The 23,502-nt window shown below is 60.4% G+C and carries 18 protein-coding genes; 3 read left to right on the top strand and 15 right to left on the bottom strand.

What is annotated here, in order from left to right:
- Positions 1-94: 94 nt before the first annotated feature.
- The 4 genes from RBR41_RS11560 to RBR41_RS11545 form a co-directional block, all read right to left on the bottom strand.
- On the bottom strand, positions 95-1,243 hold the full coding sequence (locus RBR41_RS11560; protein WP_320352757.1) for a DUF4198 domain-containing protein: 1,149 nt from the start codon (positions 1,241-1,243) through the stop codon (positions 95-97).
- Positions 1,244-1,701: 458 nt separating this feature from the next.
- Complete coding sequence (locus RBR41_RS11555; protein ID WP_320352756.1) at positions 1,702-2,565, bottom strand: ComF family protein; 864 nt, start codon at positions 2,563-2,565, stop codon at positions 1,702-1,704.
- Positions 2,566-2,640: 75 nt separating this feature from the next.
- Complete coding sequence (locus RBR41_RS11550) at positions 2,641-3,336, bottom strand: flavodoxin family protein (RefSeq protein ID WP_320352755.1); 696 nt, start codon at positions 3,334-3,336, stop codon at positions 2,641-2,643.
- Complete coding sequence (locus RBR41_RS11545; protein ID WP_320352754.1) at positions 3,333-3,959, bottom strand: MBL fold metallo-hydrolase; 627 nt, start codon at positions 3,957-3,959, stop codon at positions 3,333-3,335. Before RBR41_RS11545 ends, RBR41_RS11550 begins: the two co-directional genes overlap by 4 nt.
- A 244-nt stretch (positions 3,960-4,203) precedes the next feature.
- Between RBR41_RS11545 and RBR41_RS11540 the strand changes: the two genes are divergently transcribed.
- The gene (locus tag RBR41_RS11540; RefSeq protein WP_320352753.1) at positions 4,204-7,170 is read left to right on the top strand and encodes a diguanylate cyclase domain-containing protein; all 2,967 of its coding nucleotides are present in this window, start codon (positions 4,204-4,206) and stop codon (positions 7,168-7,170) included.
- Between the two features lie 290 nt (positions 7,171-7,460).
- Here RBR41_RS11540 and RBR41_RS11535 read toward each other — a convergent pair whose 3' ends face one another.
- The 4 genes from RBR41_RS11535 to rfbF all read right to left on the bottom strand — a co-directional run bounded on the left by RBR41_RS11535 (position 7,461) and on the right by rfbF (position 10,914).
- The gene (locus RBR41_RS11535; RefSeq protein ID WP_320352752.1) at positions 7,461-8,438 is read right to left on the bottom strand and encodes a prenyltransferase; all 978 of its coding nucleotides are present in this window, start codon (positions 8,436-8,438) and stop codon (positions 7,461-7,463) included.
- A gap of 2 nt (positions 8,439-8,440) precedes the next feature.
- Positions 8,441-8,938: a dTDP-4-dehydrorhamnose 3,5-epimerase gene (locus RBR41_RS11530; protein ID WP_320352751.1), complete on the bottom strand. Its 498-nt coding sequence runs from the start codon at positions 8,936-8,938 to the stop codon at positions 8,441-8,443.
- Positions 8,938-10,053 (bottom strand): CDP-glucose 4,6-dehydratase, encoded by a 1,116-nt coding sequence (gene rfbG / locus RBR41_RS11525; protein ID WP_320352750.1) that lies wholly within the window; start codon positions 10,051-10,053, stop codon positions 8,938-8,940. The genes RBR41_RS11530 and rfbG overlap by 1 nt, the downstream gene beginning before the upstream one ends.
- Before the next feature lie 96 nt (positions 10,054-10,149).
- Positions 10,150-10,914: a glucose-1-phosphate cytidylyltransferase gene (gene rfbF, locus RBR41_RS11520; protein ID WP_320352749.1), complete on the bottom strand. Its 765-nt coding sequence runs from the start codon at positions 10,912-10,914 to the stop codon at positions 10,150-10,152.
- A gap of 658 nt (positions 10,915-11,572) precedes the next feature.
- Between rfbF and RBR41_RS11515 the strand changes: the two genes are divergently transcribed.
- Positions 11,573-12,268 (top strand): hypothetical protein, encoded by a 696-nt coding sequence (locus RBR41_RS11515; RefSeq protein WP_320352748.1) that lies wholly within the window; start codon positions 11,573-11,575, stop codon positions 12,266-12,268.
- Positions 12,269-12,397: 129 nt separating this feature from the next.
- Here the strand turns inward: RBR41_RS11515 and hflX are convergent, their stop codons facing one another.
- Positions 12,398-14,002, bottom strand: coding sequence for a GTPase HflX (hflX, locus tag RBR41_RS11510; protein ID WP_413785155.1), 1,605 nt, complete (start codon positions 14,000-14,002; stop codon positions 12,398-12,400).
- 174 nt (positions 14,003-14,176) lie between these two features.
- Complete coding sequence (locus RBR41_RS11505; protein WP_320352747.1) at positions 14,177-14,767, bottom strand: IMP cyclohydrolase; 591 nt, start codon at positions 14,765-14,767, stop codon at positions 14,177-14,179.
- A gap of 173 nt (positions 14,768-14,940) precedes the next feature.
- Here RBR41_RS11505 and RBR41_RS11500 point away from each other — a divergent pair, with 173 nt between their 5' ends.
- Entirely contained in the window at positions 14,941-15,747 is an 807-nt protein-coding gene (locus RBR41_RS11500) for an exodeoxyribonuclease III (protein ID WP_320352745.1), read from the top strand.
- A 328-nt stretch (positions 15,748-16,075) separates the two neighbouring features.
- On the opposite strand, the gene RBR41_RS11495 is transcribed toward RBR41_RS11500, so the two are convergent.
- From RBR41_RS11495 to kdpB, 5 genes are all read right to left on the bottom strand, one after another.
- The gene (locus RBR41_RS11495; RefSeq protein ID WP_320352744.1) at positions 16,076-16,372 is read right to left on the bottom strand and encodes a pseudouridine synthase; all 297 of its coding nucleotides are present in this window, start codon (positions 16,370-16,372) and stop codon (positions 16,076-16,078) included.
- A 647-nt stretch (positions 16,373-17,019) separates the two neighbouring features.
- Entirely contained in the window at positions 17,020-17,787 is a 768-nt protein-coding gene (locus tag RBR41_RS11490) for a response regulator transcription factor (RefSeq protein ID WP_320352743.1), read from the bottom strand.
- Positions 17,788-17,790: 3 nt separating this feature from the next.
- Positions 17,791-20,697: a sensor histidine kinase KdpD gene (locus tag RBR41_RS11485; protein WP_320352742.1), complete on the bottom strand. Its 2,907-nt coding sequence runs from the start codon at positions 20,695-20,697 to the stop codon at positions 17,791-17,793.
- Between the two features lie 33 nt (positions 20,698-20,730).
- Positions 20,731-21,396, bottom strand: a complete 666-nt coding sequence (locus RBR41_RS11480) for a potassium-transporting ATPase subunit C (protein WP_320352741.1) — start codon at positions 21,394-21,396, stop codon at positions 20,731-20,733.
- Positions 21,397-21,407: 11 nt separating this feature from the next.
- On the bottom strand, positions 21,408-23,495 hold the full coding sequence (gene kdpB, locus RBR41_RS11475) for a potassium-transporting ATPase subunit KdpB (RefSeq protein WP_320352740.1): 2,088 nt from the start codon (positions 23,493-23,495) through the stop codon (positions 21,408-21,410).
- Positions 23,496-23,502: the final 7 nt, after the last annotated feature.

Raw genomic sequence — 23,502 nt, 5'->3', positions numbered from 1 at the left:
CAATTTTACAATTGGCCTGACGCTTTATTCTTCTATGTGTTCTGGCGTGGCCGTGCCGCGCCAAAACGCCATGACGTCCTTATCCCCGACAGGATCAGCGCTTGCGGGCATCGGCAGCGCCATCCACATACAGCCAGAAAAGCGCGCCCAGATTCAGGGGTTTGGGCTGGCCGTCCGGCCCCTTGAGGGGATCGCCAGGCGTTGTTGCCATACAGCACCACCAGCCGGGCTGGTTGAGTATGAAGGAGAACTGGCCAGCCTTGTCGGTGCGCGCTTCCATCTCTTCATGCCAGGGCGTGGGGACGGGGCGTTTTTCCGTATTGATGCGCATCATGCGCACGGGAGCGTTGGGCAGGGCCTTGCCGTGCAGCAGGGCGACGCCAGAGAAGATGGCGGGTGCGGTAAGCCCAAAGGGACGGGTAAGTGCCTGGATTTCAAACACCTGGCCCACGGGTTGCTCCCACCCGCGTTCCACGCCGTGTACGGGCAGCATGGTCTTTACGTAGTGCTGCAAAAACTGTCCACGGGCGGCGTCCCACCAGGGGCGGCCTTCAATGATGAACTGGTAAAGGCCAGGAGTGGTCAGCGCTACGTTGGCTCCCCAGGCTTTCTGATCAAGGTAGCCGATTTCTTCCACATCGCCCAGAAGGTCGCGGCGTGCTGGCTGAATGAGACCGTCCTTGACCGGGCTGGCGTTGTCATAGCGCAGTGCGGCGAACAGTTGCGGCATATCCATGACAAGGCTCTGGTACTGGAAGGGGCGCATCATGGTGATGAGCACATCAACCTGTTCGTCGATGACGGGAAGCTCCGGGGGCGGCGGCGATGCGGGGGCCTCCGCAGCTGGCTGCGTTCCCTGCTGTGGCGTGCCCTGCTGTGGCGTTCCCTGCGTTGCGGGCGTTTTTGCGGCCCCCTGCTCGGCGGCGGGTGCGGCTTTGGCCGTGGGTGCAGCGGCGGCTTCCGGTTTGCGGGCGCTGGCAGCGGTCTTGCCGGTGTCCGCGCTTTTTTCCGGTTTGGGCGCAGGCTGTTTGCTTTCCTGCTTTTTGTCATCGCGCTTGCCGGAAGCGTCTGCCTTGTCGGTTTTGGCCGGAGCCTCGATGCTGGGCTGGCTCGGCACCAGCAAGGTCACCTGGGCGTTGGCTGAAACCGCTGTAAAGGCACAGCACACAAAGGCCCACAGAGCAGTGGACAAAATGGCGCCCACCGCGTGCGGCAGGCTGGATGAAAAAGAAAGGCGCGGCATGAAGGCTCCTGCAATGCCGGATGTGAGCCCTGTGGCCCCAAGCATACCGGAGCCAGGGCGGAACGTCCTGTTTGCGAGAACATAGCAGAACGTTTTCGCATTGTCATGTGGCAGACCTGTGACTTTTTGACCAGTTTGCCACTGGAGCAGATTAACTTTGAAATGCAACACATTTCAAAGTGTTCATTCAGCCGAAAAATGTGATTTGCGACAACCATCAGCAGGCTGGTCGCTCTATTAACCAATTGCTGTCTTTGCGGCAGTCGTTGGCGAGTTTACGAGCCTTACGAATGGCGACAGCGATTGTATGGAACAAGCCGTGTCGTTACGCATGCTGTCTTTGTCCGTAGCTTCCTTCGTCGCAACGGCTAAAGCTCGGCTGAATCCACGCCACGTTGTGGCGCGCTGCACTTTCGTGCAGCCTCAGAGCATTTATACTTTTTCAAAGTTAAAATGCTCTAAGGCGCGCTGTTGTCAGTGACGTCCATATCTTCTTTGGGCGTGCGGGCCACCACCAGTACATCCACCCTGCTGGCTCCCGCCTTGAGCAGCGCCAGACCCGCTGCGCGAAGGGTGCTGCCCGTGGTCATGACGTCGTCCACCAGCCACAGGCGCAAGCCTTTTACCTCAGGGGAGGCCGCAAAGCTGTGGCGCACGTTTTCCGGCCGCGAGCGGGCGCTGAGGCCAACCTGGGCAGGGCCAGGGCGGGTGCGGCTGAGCAGGTCGGGAACAAGTGCAAGGCCGGTCTGCGCGTGCAGGGCCTTTGCAAGCTCATGCGCCTGATTGTAGCCCCTGTGCCGCAGATGATCCGGGTACTGCGGCACAGCCAGCAGGGCGTCGGGGCCGGGCAGACAGTGTGCGGCTTCCAGAAGAAAAGCGCCAAGCAGCGGGGCCAGATAGAGGTGCCCGTCAAACTTGAGCCGCAAAAGCGCATGCCGCAGGGATTGGCGGTACAGGCCGTAAAATGCGGCTCGCGTCCAGGGCGGCGGGTCTGCGAGGCAACGCCCGCACAGACTGCCCTGGTATGCTTCCTGTGAAGTTCCGCAGCCGCCAACTGGCCTGGGGGCGGGCAGGCCGCTGGGCATTGGGGCGGGCAGGCCGCACAAAGGGCAGCGCGGCCCCCTGTAGGGCACAAGCAGGTCGCGGCAAGAGGGGCACAGGGAAGCGTCAGGGTCAAAGAAACCCGCAGGCGGCCAGGCGGTGCTGGCGGAAAAAATTTCGCCGTCAGGGCTGAAAGGGCGCAGGCAGTGAAAGCACCGTGCCTGGGCAAGTCCCAGAAAACGGGCGGCTGTGGAGAGTTTGTGGGCGAGCTGCACGTTCATCCGGCTACCTGACAATTGTCGATGGCATCTGGTCAGCAGACGGGCCAAAAGGGTCAGTGCCCCGGATGGGCACGGTCAGCTCGCGGAGGGCGGGCTGTCCTTGGCGCAATCCGGGCCGGAGATGGCGGCCGGGTTATACCCCGGTATCTTGCCCGCCATGAGCCTGCAGCCCCAATCGTGTCCCCAGGCATGCAGCGCGGCGCGGACAGCGGGGCGTTCTTCCAGGTCTTTCACCTTTTCAAGCCCGCGCAACAGCCGTGTTTCGCTGATGGTCGCGTTCAGCGGGGAAAGAAAGTAGCGCAGGGTCAGCAGGGAGCCGGAGAACAGCAGATTGCCGCGCGGCCTTCCGGCCACCAGGCTCACCAGTGTGGGTTTGATTGGCGGACGGGGAAGCAGGGGCTTGGTTGCCGATGCGTGGTTTTGGGCGGCCCAGAAACGCTGGGAGCGGTCAATGAGCGCCTTGAAATGCGCGGGCAGGGAGTAGAAGTAGATGGGCGCGGATATGAAGAGCAGGGGTGCGGCTTCAATAAGCGAAAATATTTCATCAGCCCTGTCCTTCATGCCGCCGTAGTCCCGGCCCGCCAGCGTACACCTGTGCGGCGGCCTGCTACAGCCGCCACAATCGACACAACCCTCAAACGCATAGTCCCGCAAGGCCAAAATCTGCCAGTCGGCTCCGGCCTCGGCTGCCCCCTCGGCCACAAGTCGGGCCACACTGTCCGACACGCCATCAGGGTGCGGACTGCAAAGAAGGGCTAGTGGTCTGCTCATGGCCTGAACTCGCCACAAAAGGGATTATTGGCGATTTCGTCGCCAATATTGGTTGTGGGGCCGTGTCCCGGATATACAATGGTTTCAGCGGGCAGTTTGAAGAGTACATCCTTGAGCGAGCGCAAGAGGGTGTCGTGGTCGCCGCCGGGAAAATCCGTGCGCCCGATGGAGCGGTAGAACAGGGCATCGCCGGAAAAAACAGCGTGCTCGTCGGGGAAGTAAAGGGAGACGCCGCCAGGGGTATGCCCTGGTGTTTTAAGCACTTGGCAGACCATGTCACCAAAGATTGTATTGCCCATGGGCATGGGTACGGCCGTAAATTCCGGAACCGGCGGAAAGCCCCAGACGCCGCCCTTGCCGGAGTCCGTGCCCGCAAGGCTGTCATCGTCCTGCGGAATGTATACCAGCGCGCCGGTGGCTTCTTCCAGAGCGGCCACACCGTACATATGGTCGAAATGGCGGTGGGTTATGCAGATGGCGTCAAGCTTCAGGTGGTGCGTGTCCAGGTATTCCAGCATGGGGGCGGGGTCGCCGCCTACGTCAATGGCCACGGCCTTGGAAGTCTTGTGGATAAGATAGCTGTTGGTCTGTAATGGGCCTATGGGAAAAGCAGCAACTGCCATGTGGGTTTTCCTTGCTTGTATATGGGGATTGCGGTTCAGAGATGGCGATACGCTGCGGAGCAGCAGCGTGCCATCAACGTGCGTTGGCCAGATACTAACCTCTTAATTTTCGCTGGGCAAGCCTGTGCGTGGTGTTTGACGCGCCAGAGGCGACTTTTCAAGATATTTTCTAGACAAGCTCCTGTGAGCGCACTACACTGCCGCCATAAAACTGATGTTGCCGACCGCAGAAGGATTTCAGGAAATGACCCGGAACACAAAGCGAAAAATCGCCGGAGCAAGCCACAAGGGCAAGGGCCATGACATGCCGGATTCCCGGCCCGATGCCGCCGTTCAGGCGGATGCGCCCATCTTGGCTCCCCAATCCCCGGACGGGACAGGCTGGATGGACTGGACGGGCGGGACAGAGAATTTTTGGGGCGCGTCAGCCCATGGCGACAGCGCCCTTACGCGGGAATGGTCTGAACTGCGGGCCATACAACAGCTTGCCCGTGAAGACCTCATGGAAATGGAAGGTCAGCTGTGCCGCCAGTTGTCGGCGTTCCTGAGTTTCAGCGGTCACGCGCTCTATTTTCCCAGAGAGAGCACCCCGGAAGAACCACGGTTGTTGACGCGCGAGCGCAGGCTGCTTTTGCCTCTGCACTGGGGCGGGCATCAGCTTGGCATGGTCATGCTGCACGGCGTGCGCGTCCGTGAGGTGCGGCCTCTTTTACAGGTGCTGCCTGCCCTTGCCTCCCTGTGTCTGGAAAATCTGGCTCGCGCCAAGGCTGTGCGTACCGACGCCGTTACTGGCCTTGTCACCGAGGAAAGCCTTTTTGCCCGTATGGAGGGCGAGGCTGAGAGGGTGCGCGCCCATCTTGAAGAACCTTCCGCGCCGGAAGGCCTTGCAGCGCCCATGTACCGCATGTGTATGGGCATTGTGCTGCTGCGCCTCAGCAACGGGCCTGATATGATCCGGCGGTATGGCTATGCCTTTGGCGAGAATGTCATGTGCCAGCTTGCCGCCGCCTGCCGTGGTGTTCTGCCTTCAGACGTGCTTGCCGCGCGGGTGGGAACGCACGAAATGGCGCTTTTGCTTTCCGCCAGCGGGCGTGGCGCATGCCATAAGCTGGCCTGCGCCGTGCTGGCCCGCATGCAGGCGCTGCGTCCCGTGCCGCCCCTGACAAAACAGGGTGTGGCTCCACGCCTGTGCGCCGGGCACGCCCTGTATCCGCAAGACATGCAGGGAGCAGAAATGAGGCTTGGCATGTATGAGCAGGCCCGGCTGCTCATGGCCAGAGCCCGGCTGGCTGCGGATGTTGCGGGTCAGACCGCTGCGGGGGCGGCAGGCAACCGTTTCTGCGAGGGGCGCGTCATGCCTTTTGCCCGCATTCTGCAAGAGGGCGGGCTTGTGCTGGAAGCATTGCCGGTGGGCCGTCTGCGCATCAGCCTTGGGCGACAGGCCAAGGCCCGTGAAGGCATGCGCTTTGCGGTGTGGAGCGCCGAACCCGGTCAGAAGGCGCGCCACAAGGGCGAAATCGTGCTGCTGCGTGTGGGCGACAGGGATTCCATTGCCGAAATTCTGCATCTGGTAGACACCACCTTTCTGCCCGCGCCCGGCGACAGTCTGGCGCTTCTTGGGCAAAGCCCTGTGCTCAGCCCGGATCTCGACGGACACGATCCCGTGCTGCATTTTTCCGACGTACAGGGCATGCCTTCCGTGCCTGCCGGGCAACAGCATGCCGCAGTCGCTCCGCCTGCCGAAACAGCCGGGCACGCGCGGCAACAGGGGGAAACGGGTTCCGCCGCTCCTGAGGGCAGTCCCGGGCATGCGGCCAGTTCAGCACAGACGGGCAGTTCAGCGCTGGCGGCCAGTCCCGCCCCGGCGGCCAGTCCAGTGCTGGCCACTGGCAAGGCCGCATTCCCTGCTGCATTCCCTGCGGCAACTTCAGAAAGCGCCACAACAGGGCATGCCCAGGCTGAGGCCGAGTCCGCCAGCCGTATGGCAGCTGCCGTGACTGGCGTGAATGTCGCAGACTCCGCAGATACCGTCGCTGCCGCCGCTGCCGCAGATGCCGGACAGGCGGCGCTGTGCGGTCACGGTGATTTTCTCAATCGCTTTGCGCAGGAAAGCGAGCGCCGCGGCCGTTTTGTGCTCGCCATCCTCCGCATGGAGGGCGCATCAAGCTCCACGGCGGCAACAGCCCTGCATTTGTGGGAAAAGTTGCTGCGTGGGGCCGCCCCGCACGATGCAGGAGCCGCCCCCTTTGCCGGGCTTTATGGCAGCAACAGCCTGATTTTTTTCCACCCCGGTTCAGAGCCGCAGAACGTCGTGCCCCTGTATGAATCCCTGTGCTCGGCCCTGAAAGACGCGGGCGTCGATGCCGCTGCGGGTCTGGCCGCCTTTCCCTTCTTGCAGTACCGCAAGGCCGAGATGCCCGACTGCGCTCTCAGGGCGCTGGAATATGCCCTTCTTCTGCCGCACCCAAGAGTGGGGCAGTGCAACTCGCTGGCCCTGAACATCAGCGCTGACCGGCGTTACAGCCTTGGCGACGTGTTCGGCGCGCTTGAGGAATACAAGCTGGCCCTGCTGGCGGACGAAACCAACGTCATGGCCTGGAACTCCCTTGGCGTGTGCATGGCGGCCCTGGGGCGCAGGCATGAGGCGCGCAGGCATTTTCTTGAGGCCCTGCGTCACAAGCCGGACGAAAGCACAGCCACGCAGATCAACTACAATCTCGGCAACGTCTGCCAAAGCCTGGGTGAGCGCCGCGCCGCCGCACGCTATTACCGCCAGTGCGTCAAGACTGCGCCCGACCATCTGTTCGCCCATATACGCCTCGGGCAGTTGTGCGAGCAAAGCGGCAGAAGGGCCGAAGCCCGCCGCTATTACGAACTGGCCGCCACCATTGAAGACGCCGCCCCCGGACGTCCAGGCGTGGCCAGGCGGCATCTGGCCCGTGTGGCTGCCCGGCAGCGCAAGGGCGGCGAAGCCCGCGAACTGCTGCACGAGGCCTTGCTGCGCAATCCGCAGGACGCGGCCTCCATGCTGCTGCTGGCCAATATCTATCTTGACGGCAACGAAGACCCGGCCATGGCGGAACTGCTGGCCCGCAAGAGCGCGGGCCTGCACGACAGGCCCGAGGCATGGCAGACCCTGGCCCGTGCCCTGCGAGCCCTTGACCGTGAAGACGAGGCCCGGCTGGCTGAAGCCAGGGCCGTGCTGGGCTGAGAAGCAAGACGAGTTGTTTTTTACGAAAAAAGGGGCGGCCTGTGCCGCCCCTTTTTTCGTGCTTCAGGGGGCTGTCAGTTTGAAAATTTTTGTGGGGGAGGGTGGTCGGGTAAAGGCGTTTTGTGGGGGAGGGACCCTTTTGCAAAAGGGTCTCCTCCCCCACGCCCCCACCCCCTAAAATCTTTATAGGGGGTGGGCGTTCACCCTAAAGGCGTAAGCGGGATTTTTTTGTCGGTTATGCGTCGAGGCGAGGATACGTTGAGAAGAACCATCCTCAACGGAAAATTGCCCTAAAGGGCCACTCCGGCAATGAGCGCCGCGCCGCTCAAAAGATAGCATTTGCGCACCAGATGCCCATACGCGTCCAGAGGCAGCCAGTCGCCGGACCCTGCCGCCTCGATATGGCGGCAGGCCCGCAGATAAAAGGGCAGGCCCAGCAGGGCCAGCGCCACAGGCCAGCCCGCCAGCCCGGTCGCCCACAAATTGAGCAGCAGCAGCCATACGGCGGGCCACCACAGGCGAAAGACCAGCGCGGCCCTGTCCTTGCCCAGCCTGTTGGCCAGAGTGTGTTTGCCGGCGGCAAGGTCTGTTTCGATTTCAGGCAGGCTCTGGTAGTACAGCACGCCCGCCACCATAAGCCCTATGGGAAGCGCCAGCGCCATGCTGCGGGGGTCAAAGACTTGCAGCAGCAGGGACGTGCTGGCGCAAACCATGATAAAGCCCATGTTCAGGCAGACGAACAGCTCACCCAGCGCCCTGTGCCCGTAGCGCAGGGGCGGGGCCACGTAGAAAATGGCCGAAGCCACGGCAAAAAGGCTCGCGGCCCACAAAGCGCAGCGCAATCCTGCGGGCGTCATGGCTATGAGCAGCCCGCCCACAGCCAGCGTGGCGGGGGTAAGCAGCATAAGCGCTACCGAAAGCTGGCGGGGGCTGATGGAGCCGTTCTGGATAACGCGCGATCCGCCGATATTGTCGCCGCCGTCCACACCAAGGATATGGTCGAAAAGGTCATTGGCGAAGTTGGCTATGGTCAGCCCCATAAAGCAGCCGAGCAGAAGAAGGCCGTAAACAGTCCACTGCCGTGGGCTGATCTGCCCCTCAAGGCGAAAGGCAAAGGCCAGAGCCAAAGTTACCGGTATGGCCGCCGTGATGAAGAAGGGTGGGCGGCAGGCTTGCCACCATGCGCGCAACGTCGCTGCGCCCGACAGGCGAGGGGCATTGTCGGGCCGCCCTTGCCAGGCGGCCCGCAACAGACTGCTGTATGCCATGGTTATGCCTTTCCCGCGTTCCAGGAGTAGGGAATGGAAGGATCATCCACGGGCAGGCGCTGGCCTTCGGTCGGATCGTGGGGAATGTCCGCACAGTTGCATATGAGGGCAGGCGCGTCGCCCATGGCCGCAAAGCCGTACCACACGCCCGTGGGGATGCGCAGCAGGGCGTAGTTGTCCGGCCTGCCCAGGGCCAGTTCGCACAAAACGCCTTTAGTGGCGGAGCCTTGCCTGTCATCATACAGCACGATGCGCAAAAGGCCGGAAGGAACGGCAAAATGCTGTACCTGGCGGGTATGGCGCTTCCACGCCTTGACGTGACCGGGCAGAACTTCGGAAAAATATATTTCGCCGAAGCACTGGTGAAAATCGGGCAGCAGGGCGGATTCGGGGCGCAACATATGCATCACCGGGCCGCCGGGAGTGGGGATCACCGCCAGCGGTTGCAGCAATGCGCCTTCAATGCCCACATCCTGCGCCGTGCTTTCTGTGGCTTCCATTACTTTACCCACACCTGTCCGCGCTGTTCGGCGGCGTTCACATAGGCCGAAATCTGGCCCAGCGTGAAGTCCAGCATGTTCTGCGGTTTTTTCCCGCCTTCGCCCTGATAGAAGCAGTGGTACCATTCCGCAGTGTAGCGGATGGTTTCTTCAAAATTCAGCGTGGCCTTCCAGCCCAGATGGGCCAGGGCCTTGTCGCAGCAAAGCTTGAGCAGGGTGCATTCCTTCATGCCGGCCTGCCCGGCCTTGTCCATTTCGCTGTTAAAGCCGGGCCAGTGCATGGCCAGGGCTTCAACCACCTCGGCCACGGTATTGTTCACATCAGCGGCGGGGCCGAAGTTGTACGCCTGACCGCGCAGGTCAAAGGGGTTGTTCTGGCCAAGAAGCAGCCGCGCGCCCAGCCACAGGTAGCCCGAAAGCGGCTCCAGAACCAGCTGCCAGGGGCGGGTGGCCCAGGGGCTGCGGATCTGCACAGGCTGGCCTGCTGCCCAGGCACGGGCGCAGTCGGGCACAATGCGGTCTGTGGCCCAGTCGCCGCCGCCGATGACGTTGCCCGCGCGCACCGTGGCGCAGGCCGGGCCGTCCTTGAAAAAGCTCTCAAAATAGGAATGCGCGATGATTTCGGCGCAGCTCTTGGAAGCGGAGTAGGGATCGTGCCCGCCAAGGTGGTCGGTTTCGCGGTAGCCCCACACCCACTCGTCATTGCGGTAGCACTTGTCCGAGGTGATCATGACCACAGCGCCGACGTCGGGGCAGGCGCGCACTGCCTCCAGCATGTTGAGCGTGCCCATCATGTTGGACTCAAACGTAAGCGCCGGATCGTCATAGGATTTACGCACCAGGGCCTGGGCGGCCAGATGGAAGACCGCGTCCGGGCGGAACTGGCGCACGGCCCGCACAAGGGCGTCGCGGTCGCGAATGTCGCCGCGCAGGTCGGTCTCAAGGTGCGCGCCAAGGTTCATGGCGCTGTAATGCGAAGGGGTGGTGGGCACGTCGTCGGAAAAACCGCCCACCACAGCGCCCATCTGGCTCAGCCATGCCGCCAGCCAGGAGCCTTTAAAGCCCGTGTGCCCGGTTACGAAAACCCGGCGTCCCTTGTATGCGTTGGCAAACATGGTTTGCTCCTTCAGAAATGGTTGCAGCGCGACAGGACGGAAGCTGGAACAAAGATGCTCCGTTCCGTCCCGACGCGCCTGACGTGAAACGCGGGTTTACACCCAGAAAGCGCGGCCGGAGTCCCAAAGCTCGTTGAGCTTGATGGAGTCGCGCAGCGTGTCCATGCACTGCCACTGGCCGGGATGCGGGTACATTGAAAGCTGCCCTTCAGCCGCAAGCCTTTGCAGGGGTTCTTTTTCAAGGTCGCAGCTTTCGTCCTCGGTGAGGTAGTCCAGAAACTCGCGTTTGAAGACAAAAAAGCCGCAGTTGATGTATTCGTCCAGCACGGGTTTTTCTTCCCATGAAAGGATTTTGCCCTTGTCGTCGGTACGCACTGTGCCGAAACGCGAGGGCATGCGCACGCCCGTGAAGGTGCCGATGCTGCCTGACTGCTTGTGGAACTCGATAAGCTTTTGCAGGTCGATGTCGGCCACGCCGTCGCCATAAGTGACCATGAAGCTGTCAGTGTCAATATACTTGGCCACACGTTTGAGACGACCGCCCTTGAGGGTGTCCTCGCCGGTGTCGCACAGGGTGACGCGCCAGTCTTCAATGTGACTGGGGTAGGTGGTGATGTCGCCGTTTTTCAGATCAACGGTAAAATCCGTGTTGCGGATATTGTAGTCATGAAAATACTGCTTTATGACCTGCCCCTTGTAGCCCAGCGGCAGTACAAAATCCTTGAAGCCGAAGCGGGCATAAATGGACATGATGTGCCACAGCACGGGCCGTCCGCCGATCTCGACCATAGGCTTGGGTTTGACCGAGGTTTCTTCGCGCAAGCGCGTGCCCTTGCCGCCACACATAATAATGACTTTCATGTAAGTGCCTCCTGACGCTGCGCCTCAGGCACAATGCCGTGCGCTGCTCGTGGCCCATGTGTAGCAGAAGGCCGGGAGGAAAAAAAGCCCTGCGGCGGAGCGGCGGCCCCTTTGCTTTTGGGCGCGTTCATCGTGGCGCGGTGGGCCGCAGCGTGTGCAGGGGCGCGCCGTGACAGCGCAAAAGTGGTGTCACGGCGCGGTCACGCGTCAAAGCGGCAGCATTGAGACGTTGCGGAGATAAATTGGTAAAGTTGATTTGCTCTGGCGCGCGCGAAAGGGTATAAAAAGTCTGTGGCGTTCCAGATGCGCTGTTGATGCAGTCTGGCGCGTGGCCAGGGCACTATCAAAATGACATGCCTGTAGCCTTCACGCGGGCAACAGTCACAAAGGCGCAAGTGCTGTTTCTAGAGCAATTTCACTTTGAAATTGCTCTGGCGGATGCGGAAGCAGACGCCCGCCGCAGAGGTGTAAGCGCAGTTTATCTGCGCGGTTAAGCACCGAAGCGAGCGTATCTTAAACTTTGAGAATGTACATTCTCAAAGTTAATCTGCTCTAGGTGCTGTTTTATGGAGCTGTCGCGCAGCAAGGTAAACGATGTAAACCTATGGGAATGTTTGTTCCCAAAGTTGAAATGCTGAATATTTGCCAAGGGGTGTGTATGAAAATAGGTAGCCGTTCCTCACGTTATTTTTTTGTATTGCTTATTCTGGCGGCGCTGGTGGCCGCCTGCGTTTCCTCCGGGCCGCAAAAAGCGCTTAACGGCATGGCCGAGGCTTTGAAAAAGAACGACAGTGCCGCTTTTCTGGCTGGTATGGACATGAAGAGCTTTGCCAATAATGAAATGAAGAATCTCGCCAAAGAAGAGGCGCCGCTGGGACTTTTGGACAGCTTGGGCCGTTCGCTCGGCATTGGCGGCATGGATGAGATTTTGGGCAGCATCGTGGATATGGAATCGCGCCTGCACAACCAGTTCAACCGTGGCGTCAGCACGGGCGAGCTTATGGCCCAATGCCGTGAGGTTGAGACGCCCAACTGCCCCTGGGTGCCTGAAAGCCTGAATAACGCCAAGATTACGGAAATCGGCTCCGACGCCGCCGTGGCCCAGGTGACCACCCCTGCCCGCATGACAAGTTGGCTTGCCCTGCGCAAGGTTGGCGACAAATGGCTGGTGGTGGGACGGGCCGTTATGGAAAGCACGGCCCGCCAGTATGCCGTCGCAAAAAGCGCGCCTGCTGCCCCTGCCGCGCCTGCTCCCGCCACGCCTGGTGAACCCAAGCCCCAGCCCGCGCCGGAAAAACCCGCTCCCGGGCAGGACACTATGGCTGGCGATACGCAGGGCGTCACGAAAATTTAAGGCATTTTACCTTTGCAAAAGGGCACATGCCCCAACGTTCCGCAAGAGTGCGGCGCGTTTGTGTATTGAAAAAAAGCCCGCATGCTTCGGCATGCGGGCTTTTCAAGCGTTATATGCTCCAGACAGTGTCTAGTTGAGGCTGTACGGGATATCTTCAACAATGTTCGTGGCCTCGTGCAGCAGGCGCATTTCAAGCTCTTCCAGCAGCACCTTGCAGCCCTCGCCTGTTTTGGCGGTAATGGGCAGGGCAAGGGGAAAGGCGTCGGCCAGTTCCGCCCTGGCAGGGGCTTCCAGCTGATCCCATTTATTGAGGATGAGCAGGCGCGGCACGCGGTCAAGCTCCATTTCGGCCAGTATGGTTTCCACGGCGTTGATCTGCTGCAAAAGGTCGGGATGCGAGGCATCGGCCACATGCAGAAGCAGCTGGGCAGCCTCCAGTTCCTCAAGGGTGGCGCGAAAAGCGTCCATGAGTTCCTTGGGCAGATTGCGGATAAACCCTACGGTGTCGGCCAGAATAAGCTCTTTTTCAGCGGGAAAGCGCAGCCGCCGCGTGGTGGGATCAAGAGTGGCGAAAAGTTTGTTCTCCGCAAGCACCTCGGAGCGGGTGAGCGTATTGAGCAAGGTGGACTTGCCCGCATTGGTGTAGCCCACAAGGGCGGCCAGGGGGATGCCCTGACGTGAGCGGCGCGCCCTGGTAAAGGAGCGCTGGCGGCGTAACTGGTCAAGCTCCTTGCGGATGCGGGCCATGCGGTCGCGTATTTTGCGGCGGTCGGTCTCAAGTTTGGTTTCGCCGGGGCCGCGCCCGCCGATGCCGCCCATGAGGCGGTCCATGGCGCGGTTTTTGCCCACCAGGCGCGGCTGGGTGTAGCGCAACTGGGCCAGTTCCACCTGCAACTTGCCCGCGCGGCTAACGGCGTGCTGGGCAAAAATATCAAGAATAAGCTGTGTACGGTCTATGACCTTGCGCTCGGTGATGTCAGCCAGATTGTGCAGTTGCGAGGGCGAAAGCTCGCCGTCAAAGATCAGCATGCCCGCTCTGCCTTGCAGGGCCAGCACTTCAAGCTCCGCCACCTTGCCCCGGCCCATGATAAGGCGCGGGTTCACCTGGGTCACGCGTTGCACCATACGCCCGGCCACGGTCAGACCGGCGGTGCGCGCCAGCTCGCCCAGTTCGTCCAGGTTGCGCTCCTGAATGATGCGGGGCACAGCAGCCACGGAAACCAGCAGAACTCGCGGGCTGCCGTCCGCCTCCTTGGCGTCTTCGGCCCTGCGGGACAGCTCTTCTTCCAGCGCTTCGGCCGTGTCCGTCATATGGGCCGCCGTGCGGTCCCAGGGGCGGGGCTGGTCAAGGTGGTAGGCCTGGCCGTTGACGCTGGAGGGCAGCAAATGCGCGGCCTGCCACTGCACGGGGTCGCCCACGGGATTGACCGTAAGCGCGATGACGGCGTCCAGCCGGAGGAAGAGCATATCCATGAGGTCTTCCTGGCTGATGCCGCCGGGGGTCAGGTGCGTGTGCAAGAGACGCAGGCCACGCAGGCGTTCGTTGCCGCTGCGGCCTCTGGGCAGTTCAGGAATCAATATGCTGCCCGGCTCGCCCACAATGACCATCTGCACGCGGCCCTTGCGGTCTATGAGCAGGCCAACCTGCCGTCCTACGGCGCGTGAAAGCAGGGCCAGTTCACGCGCCTGCTCCACCGTATAGACGTCTTCCGCCGGAAAACGGCGGTTGAACAAACGGTTGAGGGCGGTAAGCTGGCTCGGTTTCAGCCCCTGTACATTGCCTTCTGGTTTTGGAATGGTCGGCTCCTGACGGGCGTGTGTTTTTGTATTTTCTGCGGCCGGAGCGACTGGTTCGGCGGCCGTGGCTTGGAAAAAACGGGGCGGCGGGGCCGCCCCGTGGCAGGACGGTTAAGGACGAAGATAGGACGTGATAAGGGCGTCGTAGCGCGAAGTGGCCTCAAAGGCCCTCGAAGCCATAATCTGGCGAAATTCCAGGCCAACACCGTTGTCGTGGGCGCGCATTTCGTCCATGGCCATGGGGTACCACTGGGGTGAGGACAGCACAAGGACGCTGTGAAAGTTCTTGGCAGCCGCCCGCAACATACATGGGCCGCCGATGTCGATTTCTTCCACGGCTTCCTCAAGCGAAAGGTGCCGCTCCACTGCGCCCGCAAAGTCGTAGAGGTTGACGCAGACGAGGTCAAAAGGGCGTATGCCTTTTTCGGTCAGGGTCTGCATGTGGGATTCTTCGTCCTTGTTGGCCAGAATGCCTGCGTGAATCTTGGGGTGCAGGGTTTTTACCCGGCCGCCGAGAATTTCGGGGAAACCGGTTACCGTGCTTACCGCGGTGACGGGCAACCCCGCCGCCTCCAGCACTTTCTGGGTGCCGCCGGTGGAGATAAGCTCCACGCCGCGGGCTGTCAGAAAAGTGGCGAATTCCACAAGGCCGCTTTTGTCCGTGACGCTTAATATGGCGCGTCTGATGGGCAAAATTTCCATGGAGCGACTCCTAAATTTCATGGGCTCATGCGCCGGAAAGCCCGGCGCTGCGTGATGCAACCCTGGCTTATTACTACAGCAAAGCTTCTTTTTGCGCAATCGGCAACAGCGCTTATGTTCCAGTCGAGCTTGCGGGGCCGGGCCAGCAAGGCTATGCTCTGGCCGGAGGTTTCATGCAGTTCAAACTTGTATCCTGGAACGTCAACGGCCTGCGCGCGGTATCCGCCAAGGCTGAATGGGACTGGTTCACGCAGACCGATGCGGATGTGGTGGCCCTGCAAGAAACCAAGGCCCACCCCGAACAACTGGACGAAACCGTGCGGGAGCCTGCGGGCTGGGAATCGCGCTGGGCGTCCAGCAGTGTAAAAAAGGGTTATTCCGGCGTGGCCGTGTACAGCCGCAAACCTTTTTTGTCGTGCAGCGCTGAACTGCCGCAGCCCGAATATCAGGGCGAGGGGCGTCTGCTGCATCTGGAATACCCGGCATTTCATTTTTTCAACGGCTATTTTCCCAACGGCGGCGCAGAAGAGCTGGACGAAAACGGCAAACCCACAGGCGCATTCAAGCGGGTGCCCTACAAAATGGGCTATTTCGAGGCTTTTCTGGCCTATGCTGAAGAATGCCGCAAAACAAAACCCATTGTGGTCTGCGGCGATTTCAACATCGCGCACAGGCCCATTGATCTGGCCCGCCCCAGGCAGAATGAAAAAAATACGGGCTTTCTGCCCGAAGAGCGGGCTTTTATGGATCGCTTTCTTGCCATGGGCTATGTGGATACGTTCCGTCACGTGCACGGCGATGCGCCCGACAACTATTCGTGGTGGTCGTACAAGAGCCGGGCGCGCGAAAAGAACGTGGGCTGGCGCATTGACTACTTTTTTGTGTCGCAGGAGCTTGCGCCCGCCATCCGTGACGCCTGGATCGAGCAGGACGTTTACGGCTCGGATCATTGCCCTGTGGGCCTGAGCCTTGAGGTGTAGGGCTGCCCGCAAGGGCGTATAATACCGCCCAGAACGCAAGAACCGCCTTTGGCTCCACTTTCGCACAGGAGAACAAAGGCGGTTCTTGCGTTCTGGGCAAAGAGAAACGCACCGTCAAAATAATGGACTTCTAGAGCAGATTAACTTTGAAATGCTTCACATTTCAAAGTTTTCATTCAGCCGAAAAATGCGATTTCCGGCTGAATCCACGCCACGTTGTGGCGCGCTGTACTTTCGTACAGCGTTAGAGCATTTGCACTTTTTCAAAGTTAAAATGCTCTAAACAAGACTGCCTTTGCAATGTGAAGCAGCTCAATGGGAATCTGTTCTAGTCAAGCAGCCCCAAAAGCCGTGCCACGCGCTGCTCATTGAGGCCGGAGTGCGCCTGCATCAGTTCCTGGCTGTGTTGGGCGGCTTCTTCTTCCACCTGGGCAAGTGCCTGGGTCATTTCTTCATTGTTGAGCATGTGCGGCGTATCCGTGACCAGAGGCTTCAACTCTGTCGCGGCGGAAGCTTCGGTTGCTGCTTCCGCTTTTTGGGCGGGCAGCATGGCGTTCACTCTTTCCTGAAACGTGGGGAACAACATCCCCATGTCATTATTGCGAAAACGGAATTCCAGTTCCACAGGCTTTCTCCTTATGCTGGCGTTTCCTGCTCTGCCGGGGCATTGCGGAAACGATGGGCGGCAAAATTGACCCCTTGGGGTCTTGCACTGTTTTTTAAGCAAAATTTGTGCCTTGAGGAATGACGCCAGCATGCCCATCGCTGGACTGCGGCAGGTTACGGCGCTCAGGCGCGGGGCGGAGCAGCCTTTTGCGGCAATACGCGTGGGGAGGAGCGGCCGCTTACGGCATCACGCGGGGGAGGGGCCGGGCAGCGCGGGGGGCGCCACGAATGCGCGGCTCTGCTGCGAGGAAAACGTGCCGGATGCGGCAACGCCAATTTTTTACGCAAAAAAGCCGCCCTGCCTGGATGCAGCGCGGCAAAGCGCTGTGCCTCTTCAAGATCGCGATTTGGAGAGTGATCTGCCTGTTGGAATGTACATCCTCGACCACCCAAAAGCGTGGGCCTGTCAATCTGATCGTGATGCGTCATATCTGCGTGGGCGCAGAGCCTGTGCCGCCGCATGCATGCCCAAAGGCTTTAACCAAAAATGGTGGCCAAGAATTTTGGCATGAACAGGCAACGCAGATGATCGGATTGCACATTGCCTGCGGTATGCCGTCAAATTGGGGTGTGGAGTTTCTGGCAACAGTCTTGCTGGATGGACAGCTACACTTCCGGTGGGGTTTCAAGGCGGCCCATGCGGTAGCCAACCCCAACATGGGTATGAATGCAGCTGCACTGTGGAGAAACCGCTTCAAGCTTTTTGCGCAAGGTAGCCATGAATACGCGCAGGGATGGTAAATTCTGGGGCAGGGTAGAGCCCCAGACGGCCTGGAGGATTGTTCTGTGCGTGAGTACCTTGCCCGCGTTATGGGCGAGCAGGCACAAGAGTTTGTACTCCATGGGGGCAAGGCGCACTTCCTGTCCGTCAACGGACACACAGCCCGCCGCGAAGTCAATGCGCAGGGGGCCGTTTTCAAAGATGCTTTGATCGCGGTTCATGTTGCCGCGTTCATAGCGTATGCGGCGCAGGGCGGCCCGAAGCCGCGCCAGCAGTTCATCAACACTGAAAGGTTTTGTCAGGTAATCGTCCGCACCGGCATCCAGCGCGGCCACTTTATCATCGTCTTCACTGCGGGCGCTGAGAACAATGATGGGCGTCATGGTCCACTGCCGCACTGCGCGGATAATATCCACGCCATCCATATCGGGCAGCCCCAGGTCAAGCAGGATCACATCAGGATTCGAGGCAGAAGCTGCCGCAATAGCCTCACGTCCTGTTGCGGCGGCAAGAAAGGACATGCCGTGGCTTTCAAGGGTGGCCGTCACAAGAGTGCGAATGGCCTTGTCGTCTTCCACCACAAGGATACGTTCTGGAGTTTCAATGGCCTGTTGCTCGTGTGGAGCAGCCTGAAAAGGCGAATTGTGCGGCATGGGTCACTCTTGTTTGTGTTCTGTTGCAAGCGGTGGGGCGGAATCTGTCGTTTGCTCGCCGTAGCCCGTCTCTCTTGGCAGCGTCAGCGAAAACACGGCGCCATGGGGGGTATTGTCGAACACTTGTATGTCGCCGCCGTGAGCCCGGACAATGCTGCGGCACAAAGCCAGCCCAAGCCCCATGCCCCGTCTGCCGTCGCCTTTTTTTACTGCTGCGGCATGGAACATGTCAAAGATATGATTTTTTTCTTCATTGGAAATGCCCGGCCCGTCATCAGCCACTGCCACGCGTGCCCATGGCCCGTCGGCCAGTGCGCGTATATGTATGGCAGTGCCCTCAGGGGTATATTTAACCGCGTTGTCCAGCAGGTTGACGAGCACCTGCACCATAAGTCGCGCATCCATGCGGGCCATGAGCAGGGTGTCGGGAATTTCCGCCAGCAGAACGTGCCGAGCGGCGCGGCGGTTTGTTATATTCATGGCCTCGGATATAACATCCTCAAGCAGTTCGGGCTCAAGGCGCAAGGTAAAGCCCTGTTGTTCAAGACGTGTCAGAGCCAGCAGGTTTTCCACCATGCCCACGAGATAGCGGGCGTCCTCCTCAATGGCCGTTGCCAGTTGCGCGCGTTGTTCCGGGTTTTCCGCAAGGCTGTCGCGTCCCGCCAGAATAGCCGCGTTGCCGCAAATGCTGGTCAAAGGCGTGCGCAGATCGTGCGGAATGGAACGCAGCACATCAGCCCGCAGCTTTTCCTGCTGGGCCTGGGCGGCTATTTGGGCATTGGCGCGGCCAAGGCGCTCTTTTTCCAGGGCCATGGCGCATTCGCCCGCCAATGCCAGGACAAGATTCTTGCTGGCCGCGTCCGCCAGTGATCCCGGATGGTTCGCGTGGAAATCCAGTGCGGCAACGGCAAGAACTTCCGTCTGACTGCGGATGGGAACAAAACTCCGTTGCGCCCCAGGCAGGGAATCCGTTCCTGCTCCCGCAGGACGACCATTTTTGGCAACCCATTCCGCCACGGCCCGCTCATCCTTGCCGTACGTCGGGCTTTTATCGGCGCTTACGGCTCTGTCATCACGGCGCTTTTTACCATCCACGAGCGCTTTTTTTTCAAGGTACGAGCCTGCATTCATGCCATGAGAAAAATTGATTCCTGGTTCCAGGCGACCATTGCGGACGGGGTATATGGTTGCCTCGCAAGCAAGCAGGGTGCTGAACTGACGGGCGGCTTCCGCAAGGATGTCTTCTTCATTGGCCGCTTTTTGTAGTCTGCGGCTATTGCCCAGGAGCAGTTCTGTATGCAGTGCCCTGGCCGCGCTGCGCCGGGCCTGACTTCTGGCCCGGGTGGTAATGGCGCTGGTCACCACAGAAACCATGAGCGTGGCTATGAAGAGGCTCAGATAGTCCACGTCGTACACGGTAAAACTGAACCGTGGCGCTACAAACAGAAAATCAAACAGGGCCACGCCAGCAATGGATGCGGCCACCCCGTACCATGGGCCAGAAGTAAGAATGGAAACGCCCAGCACGCCCAGCATATACAATCCTGCAATACTGGAATTGGGCATGTCCAATGAAATCGTTAAAAACCCGGCGCTGGTGCATACAGAGAGCAGGAGCGCGGTAATCGCCCATTGCCGCCACGAAAGCGGAATGGTGCTCCGCAGGGTGCGCAGGGCCGCACTCATCGGGCTGTTGTTCTGCAGTCCGTCCCCGGCGGTTTTTGCGTCGGGAATAATGTAGGTTTCCATTTCCGGGGCGAGTTCGGCCAGGCGCTCCACCAGGGTTTTCCCCCTGCGCGGGGGCCAGCCTCCGGTGGGTGAACGGCCCACCACAATTTTGCTCACGCCGCTCAGCCGGGCGTATTCGGCAATTTGCGTTGGAATGTCCTCACCCTGCAAGGTGACGATGGCCGCGCCCAGGTCTTCGGCCAGGCGGGTATTTTCGCGCAACGTCTTTCGGCTTTTGGCGCTGTTACGGTTTGCGGATTCGTTTTGCACGAACAGGGCGGTAAAATCGGCGTGAAAAGCCTCCACCATGCGCGCGGCGGTACGGATGACGCGGGCGTTGCTTGGCGCGCCCGAGAGACAGATGAGAATATGTTCCTTGATCTGCCGTTTTGCTTCGCCCCCGTTGCTGTCGGCGGGCAGTGCGCGCCGGTTGATGCGGTCGGCCATGCGCCGCAGCGCCAGTTCACGCAGGGCTATGAGGTTCGCGGGCAGGAAAAAGTGCCCCAGCGCGCGCTGCACCTGAGATTCAGCATAGATCTTGCCTCTGCGCAGCCGGGCCATGAGCTCGTCTGGCTCCAGATCCACCAGTTCCACATGGTCAGCGCCGTCAAACACGCTGTCGGGCACGCGCTCGCGCACCATAACGCCGGTCATGGCGGCCACCACATCATTGAGGCTTTCCAGATGTTGTACGTTGACGGTTGTCCAGACGGATATGCCCGCTTGCAGCAGTTCTTCCACATCCTGATACCGTTTGCGGTTGCGGCAACCTTCGGTATTGGAGTGCGCAAGTTCGTCCACGAGGGCTATTTCCGGCCTGAGGGACAGCACTGCGTCCACATCCAGCTCGTTGAGCGACATATTCCGGTAAGGCAGAACCAGCGGCGGAACACTTTTCAGCCCATCCAGCAGGGCCGCAGTTTCAGGCCGGGGATGCGGTTCAACGTATCCCACAGCCACGTTCTGCCCTTGTTCTGCGGCGGTGTGGGCCGCCCGGAGCATGGCGTATGTTTTGCCCACCCCTGCCGCGTAGCCGAAAAATATCTTGAGCGTCCCGCGTGGCGGAAAAGCGCCTCCAGGCCGCGCAGCAGCATTCGCTGTAAGCGGGGTGTTGCCGGGTTCAGTTTGTCGCAACTGCGCCAGCAATGCGTCCGGAGATGGACGGGAATAACTGTCTGCCATGATTTTTCCGTAACTGGCTGAAGGGTAAAAGGGTTAGCGCGCAAGCGCCGTCGCCCTGGCCCCGGTTTGCTGCAAAGTATCGCCATCGGCGGGAGCGGCGCGCCCACTGGGCAGCAGCCCGTCAAGCGCCAGATTGACCTTGAGCACATTCACCCTGGGTTCGCCCAGCAACCCCAGGGTTCGCCCTTCAGTATACATGGCAATGGTACGGCGTACCTCAACAAGCGTAAAGCCCGTGGCGCGGGCCAGCCTTTCCACCTGGTATTCTGCCGCTGCGGGCGAAATATGCGGGTCAAGGCCGCTGGCAGATTCCGTCACGAGTTCAACCGGCACAGGCGTGCCCGCTTTTTCCGGGTGGGCGTTTCTGACGTGGTCAAGCCGGGTTTGCAGATTTACCGCGTATTCTGCTGTGGCAGGGCTTTTGTTGCTGGGCCCGGCATAGAGCAGCGGCTTATTGTTGGCGGAATATGTGGAAACGTCCACACTGACGGGGCGGCCCCACAAATGATTGGGGGCGTTGAAGGGCTGGCCCAGCAGGGTGCTGTATGCCTTGCCGTTGATTGTTATGATGCTGCCCCCGACCTGAAAGGGAAAAAGAGCCTTGCCTGCAGCCGTGACAATCACGGTGTAGGCACATGTAAGAATGGTCAGAAGCACCAGAAAAACCACAGCGCGGCGTAGTACTGTCAAGGTGTGCATGTGTATTCTCCTCAAGCCAGCCCAAGGCCGACCAGACATAAATCAATAAGCTTGATGGCCACAAAGGGTGCGGCCAGTCCCCCCAACCCGTAGATGAAAAGGTTACGGCGCAGCAGGTGCTCGGAACACTCCTCACGGTACTTCACGCCCCGCAGGGCCAGGGGAATAAGCGCCACAATGATAAGCGCATTGTAAATGGTGGCGGCAAGAATGGCGCTGTGCGGACTGTGCAGACCCATGATGTTCAGCGCTCCCAGGCCGGGGTATAATCCCATAAACAGGGCAGGGATGATGGCAAAGTATTTTGCCGCGTCGTTGGCCAGTGAAAAGGTTGTGAGGCTGCCGCGCGTCATGAGCAACTGCTTGCCGATGCGCACGATGTCCAACAGCTTTGTGGGCGACGAATCAAGGTCCACCATATTGCCCGCTTCCTTGGCCGCCTGTGTTCCCGTATTCATGGCAACAGCCACGTCCGCCTGCGCCAGAGCCGGGGCATCGTTGGTTCCGTCGCCGGTCATGGCCACCAGATGCCCTTTTGCCTGAAACCTGCGGATAAGCGCCAGTTTGGCTTCCGGGGTGGCTTCGGCCAAAAAGTCGTCCACGCCGGCCTCTGCGGCAATGGCAGCCGCAGTAAGCGGGTTGTCGCCGGTAATCATGACCGTTTTTATGCCCATGCGGCGCAGTTCGCCAAATTTTTCCCGGACGCCGTCCTTGATCACGTCCTTGAGATGGACAACGCCAAGCACAGCGGCGTCACGGGCCACCACCAGCGGCGTTCCACCCTGGCGGGCAATGGCGCTGACTTCTTCCGCGCAGCGCTCGCTGATGTGGCCGCCCATGCCCTCAACAAAGCGTTCAACGGCATCGGCCGCTCCTTTGCGGATGGAAGAATTCTGCACGTCAACGCCGCTCATGCGGGTTTGGGCTGTAAAAGGCACAAAAAGCATGTGGTCGTCATTGTGCTCTGTGGTGCGCCGGGGCGACATGGTTTCGGCAAGCTGCACAATGCTGCGGCCCTCGGGAGTCTCGTCCGCCAGCGAGGCAAGCTGCGCCGCGTGGGCCAGTTCCTGTTCGCTGTGCCCATCCACGGGCATGAAAGCCACTGCCTGCCGGTTGCCAAGAGTGATGGTGCCTGTTTTGTCCAGCAGAAGCACATCCACATCGCCCGCCGCTTCAATGGCGCGTCCGCTCATGGCGAGAACATTTGCCCGGTTCAGACGGCTCATGCCCGCGATCCCTATGGACGAAAGCAGCGCGCCAATAGTGGTCGGGGCCAGGCACACATACAGGGCCAACAGCGAAGTGAGGTCAGCAGGGTTGGCGGCGTGCCCCTGTTCTGCGGCAAAGCGCGCGAAGCACCACAGAGAACCCGTAACCAGCAGAAAAATAATGGTAAGCGCCACCAGCAGGATGTTCAGGGCTATTTCGTTGGGGGTTTTTTGCCGGGCGGCCCCTTCAACCATGGCAATCATCCTGTCCAGAAAGCTGCGGCCCACCTCGCTGGTAACGCGAATCACAAGCCAGTCGGAAAGAATCGTGGTGCCGCCGGTAACGGCGCTGCGGTCTCCGCCGCTTTCACGGATGACAGGGGCGGATTCGCCCGTGATGGCGCTTTCATCAACAGATGCCGCGCCTTCCGTAACGTCGCCGTCGGCGGGGATCTGCTCTCCGGCGTATACCAGCACATAGTCGCCGGGCTTCAGGTCGGTGGACGGCGTCATGACGTGCGAATCGCGCGTGGCGGGATTCGGCAGCCGACGGGCGGTGACGTTTTTACGCGCTTTGCGCAAGCTGTCGGCCTGCGCCTTGCCCCGACCTTCGGCTATGGCCTCGGCAAAGTTGGCGAACAGTACCGTGAACCACAAGATGACGGCCACTGCGCCAGCAAATCCGGCTTGCACGGTGTGGGCAGAAATTGCACCCGGACCGCCCAGAACGGCAAAAACGGCCAGAATCGTGGTCATGATGGCGGAAAGGTACACGGTAAACATGACAAAGTTGCGGGCTTGGGAGCGGGGGGCCAGCTTGGCGAACGAGCTTGCCAACGCCTCTTGCAGCATGCGGCTGCCATTCATGGTTTGTTCTGATTTTGTGGACATACCAGTA

The sequence above is a fragment of the Desulfovibrio sp. genome (genome assembly GCF_034006445.1).
GTDB lineage: Bacteria > Desulfobacterota > Desulfovibrionia > Desulfovibrionales > Desulfovibrionaceae > Desulfovibrio.
The sequence above is the reverse complement of the archived record's forward strand: the minus strand, read 5'-3'. Positions and strand labels throughout refer to the sequence as shown.

Excerpts from the sequence above, each read along its gene's own strand:
- RBR41_RS11550 (WP_320352755.1), bottom strand. The coding sequence starts at position 3,336 with ATGAGCAGACCACTAGCCCTTCTTTGCAGTCCGCACCCTGATGGCGTG.
- RBR41_RS11540 (WP_320352753.1), top strand. The coding sequence starts at position 4,204 with ATGACCCGGAACACAAAGCGAAAAATCGCCGGAGCAAGCCACAAGGGC.
- rfbF (WP_320352749.1), bottom strand. The coding sequence starts at position 10,914 with ATGAAAGTCATTATTATGTGTGGCGGCAAGGGCACGCGCTTGCGCGAA.
- RBR41_RS11530 (WP_320352751.1), bottom strand. The coding sequence starts at position 8,938 with ATGGAAGCCACAGAAAGCACGGCGCAGGATGTGGGCATTGAAGGCGCA.
- RBR41_RS11500 (WP_320352745.1), top strand. The coding sequence starts at position 14,941 with ATGCAGTTCAAACTTGTATCCTGGAACGTCAACGGCCTGCGCGCGGTA.
- RBR41_RS11545 (WP_320352754.1), bottom strand. The coding sequence starts at position 3,959 with ATGGCAGTTGCTGCTTTTCCCATAGGCCCATTACAGACCAACAGCTAT.
- RBR41_RS11480 (WP_320352741.1), bottom strand. The coding sequence starts at position 21,396 with ATGCACACCTTGACAGTACTACGCCGCGCTGTGGTTTTTCTGGTGCTT.
- RBR41_RS11560 (WP_320352757.1), bottom strand. The coding sequence starts at position 1,243 with ATGCCGCGCCTTTCTTTTTCATCCAGCCTGCCGCACGCGGTGGGCGCC.
- rfbG (WP_320352750.1), bottom strand. The coding sequence starts at position 10,053 with ATGTTTGCCAACGCATACAAGGGACGCCGGGTTTTCGTAACCGGGCAC.
- RBR41_RS11505 (WP_320352747.1), bottom strand. The coding sequence starts at position 14,767 with ATGGAAATTTTGCCCATCAGACGCGCCATATTAAGCGTCACGGACAAA.
- RBR41_RS11515 (WP_320352748.1), top strand. The coding sequence starts at position 11,573 with ATGAAAATAGGTAGCCGTTCCTCACGTTATTTTTTTGTATTGCTTATT.
- RBR41_RS11555 (WP_320352756.1), bottom strand. The coding sequence starts at position 2,565 with ATGAACGTGCAGCTCGCCCACAAACTCTCCACAGCCGCCCGTTTTCTG.
- kdpB (WP_320352740.1), bottom strand. The coding sequence starts at position 23,495 with ATGTCCACAAAATCAGAACAAACCATGAATGGCAGCCGCATGCTGCAA.
- RBR41_RS11535 (WP_320352752.1), bottom strand. The coding sequence starts at position 8,438 with ATGGCATACAGCAGTCTGTTGCGGGCCGCCTGGCAAGGGCGGCCCGAC.
- RBR41_RS11485 (WP_320352742.1), bottom strand. The coding sequence starts at position 20,697 with ATGGCAGACAGTTATTCCCGTCCATCTCCGGACGCATTGCTGGCGCAG.
- RBR41_RS11490 (WP_320352743.1), bottom strand. The coding sequence starts at position 17,787 with ATGCCGCACAATTCGCCTTTTCAGGCTGCTCCACACGAGCAACAGGCC.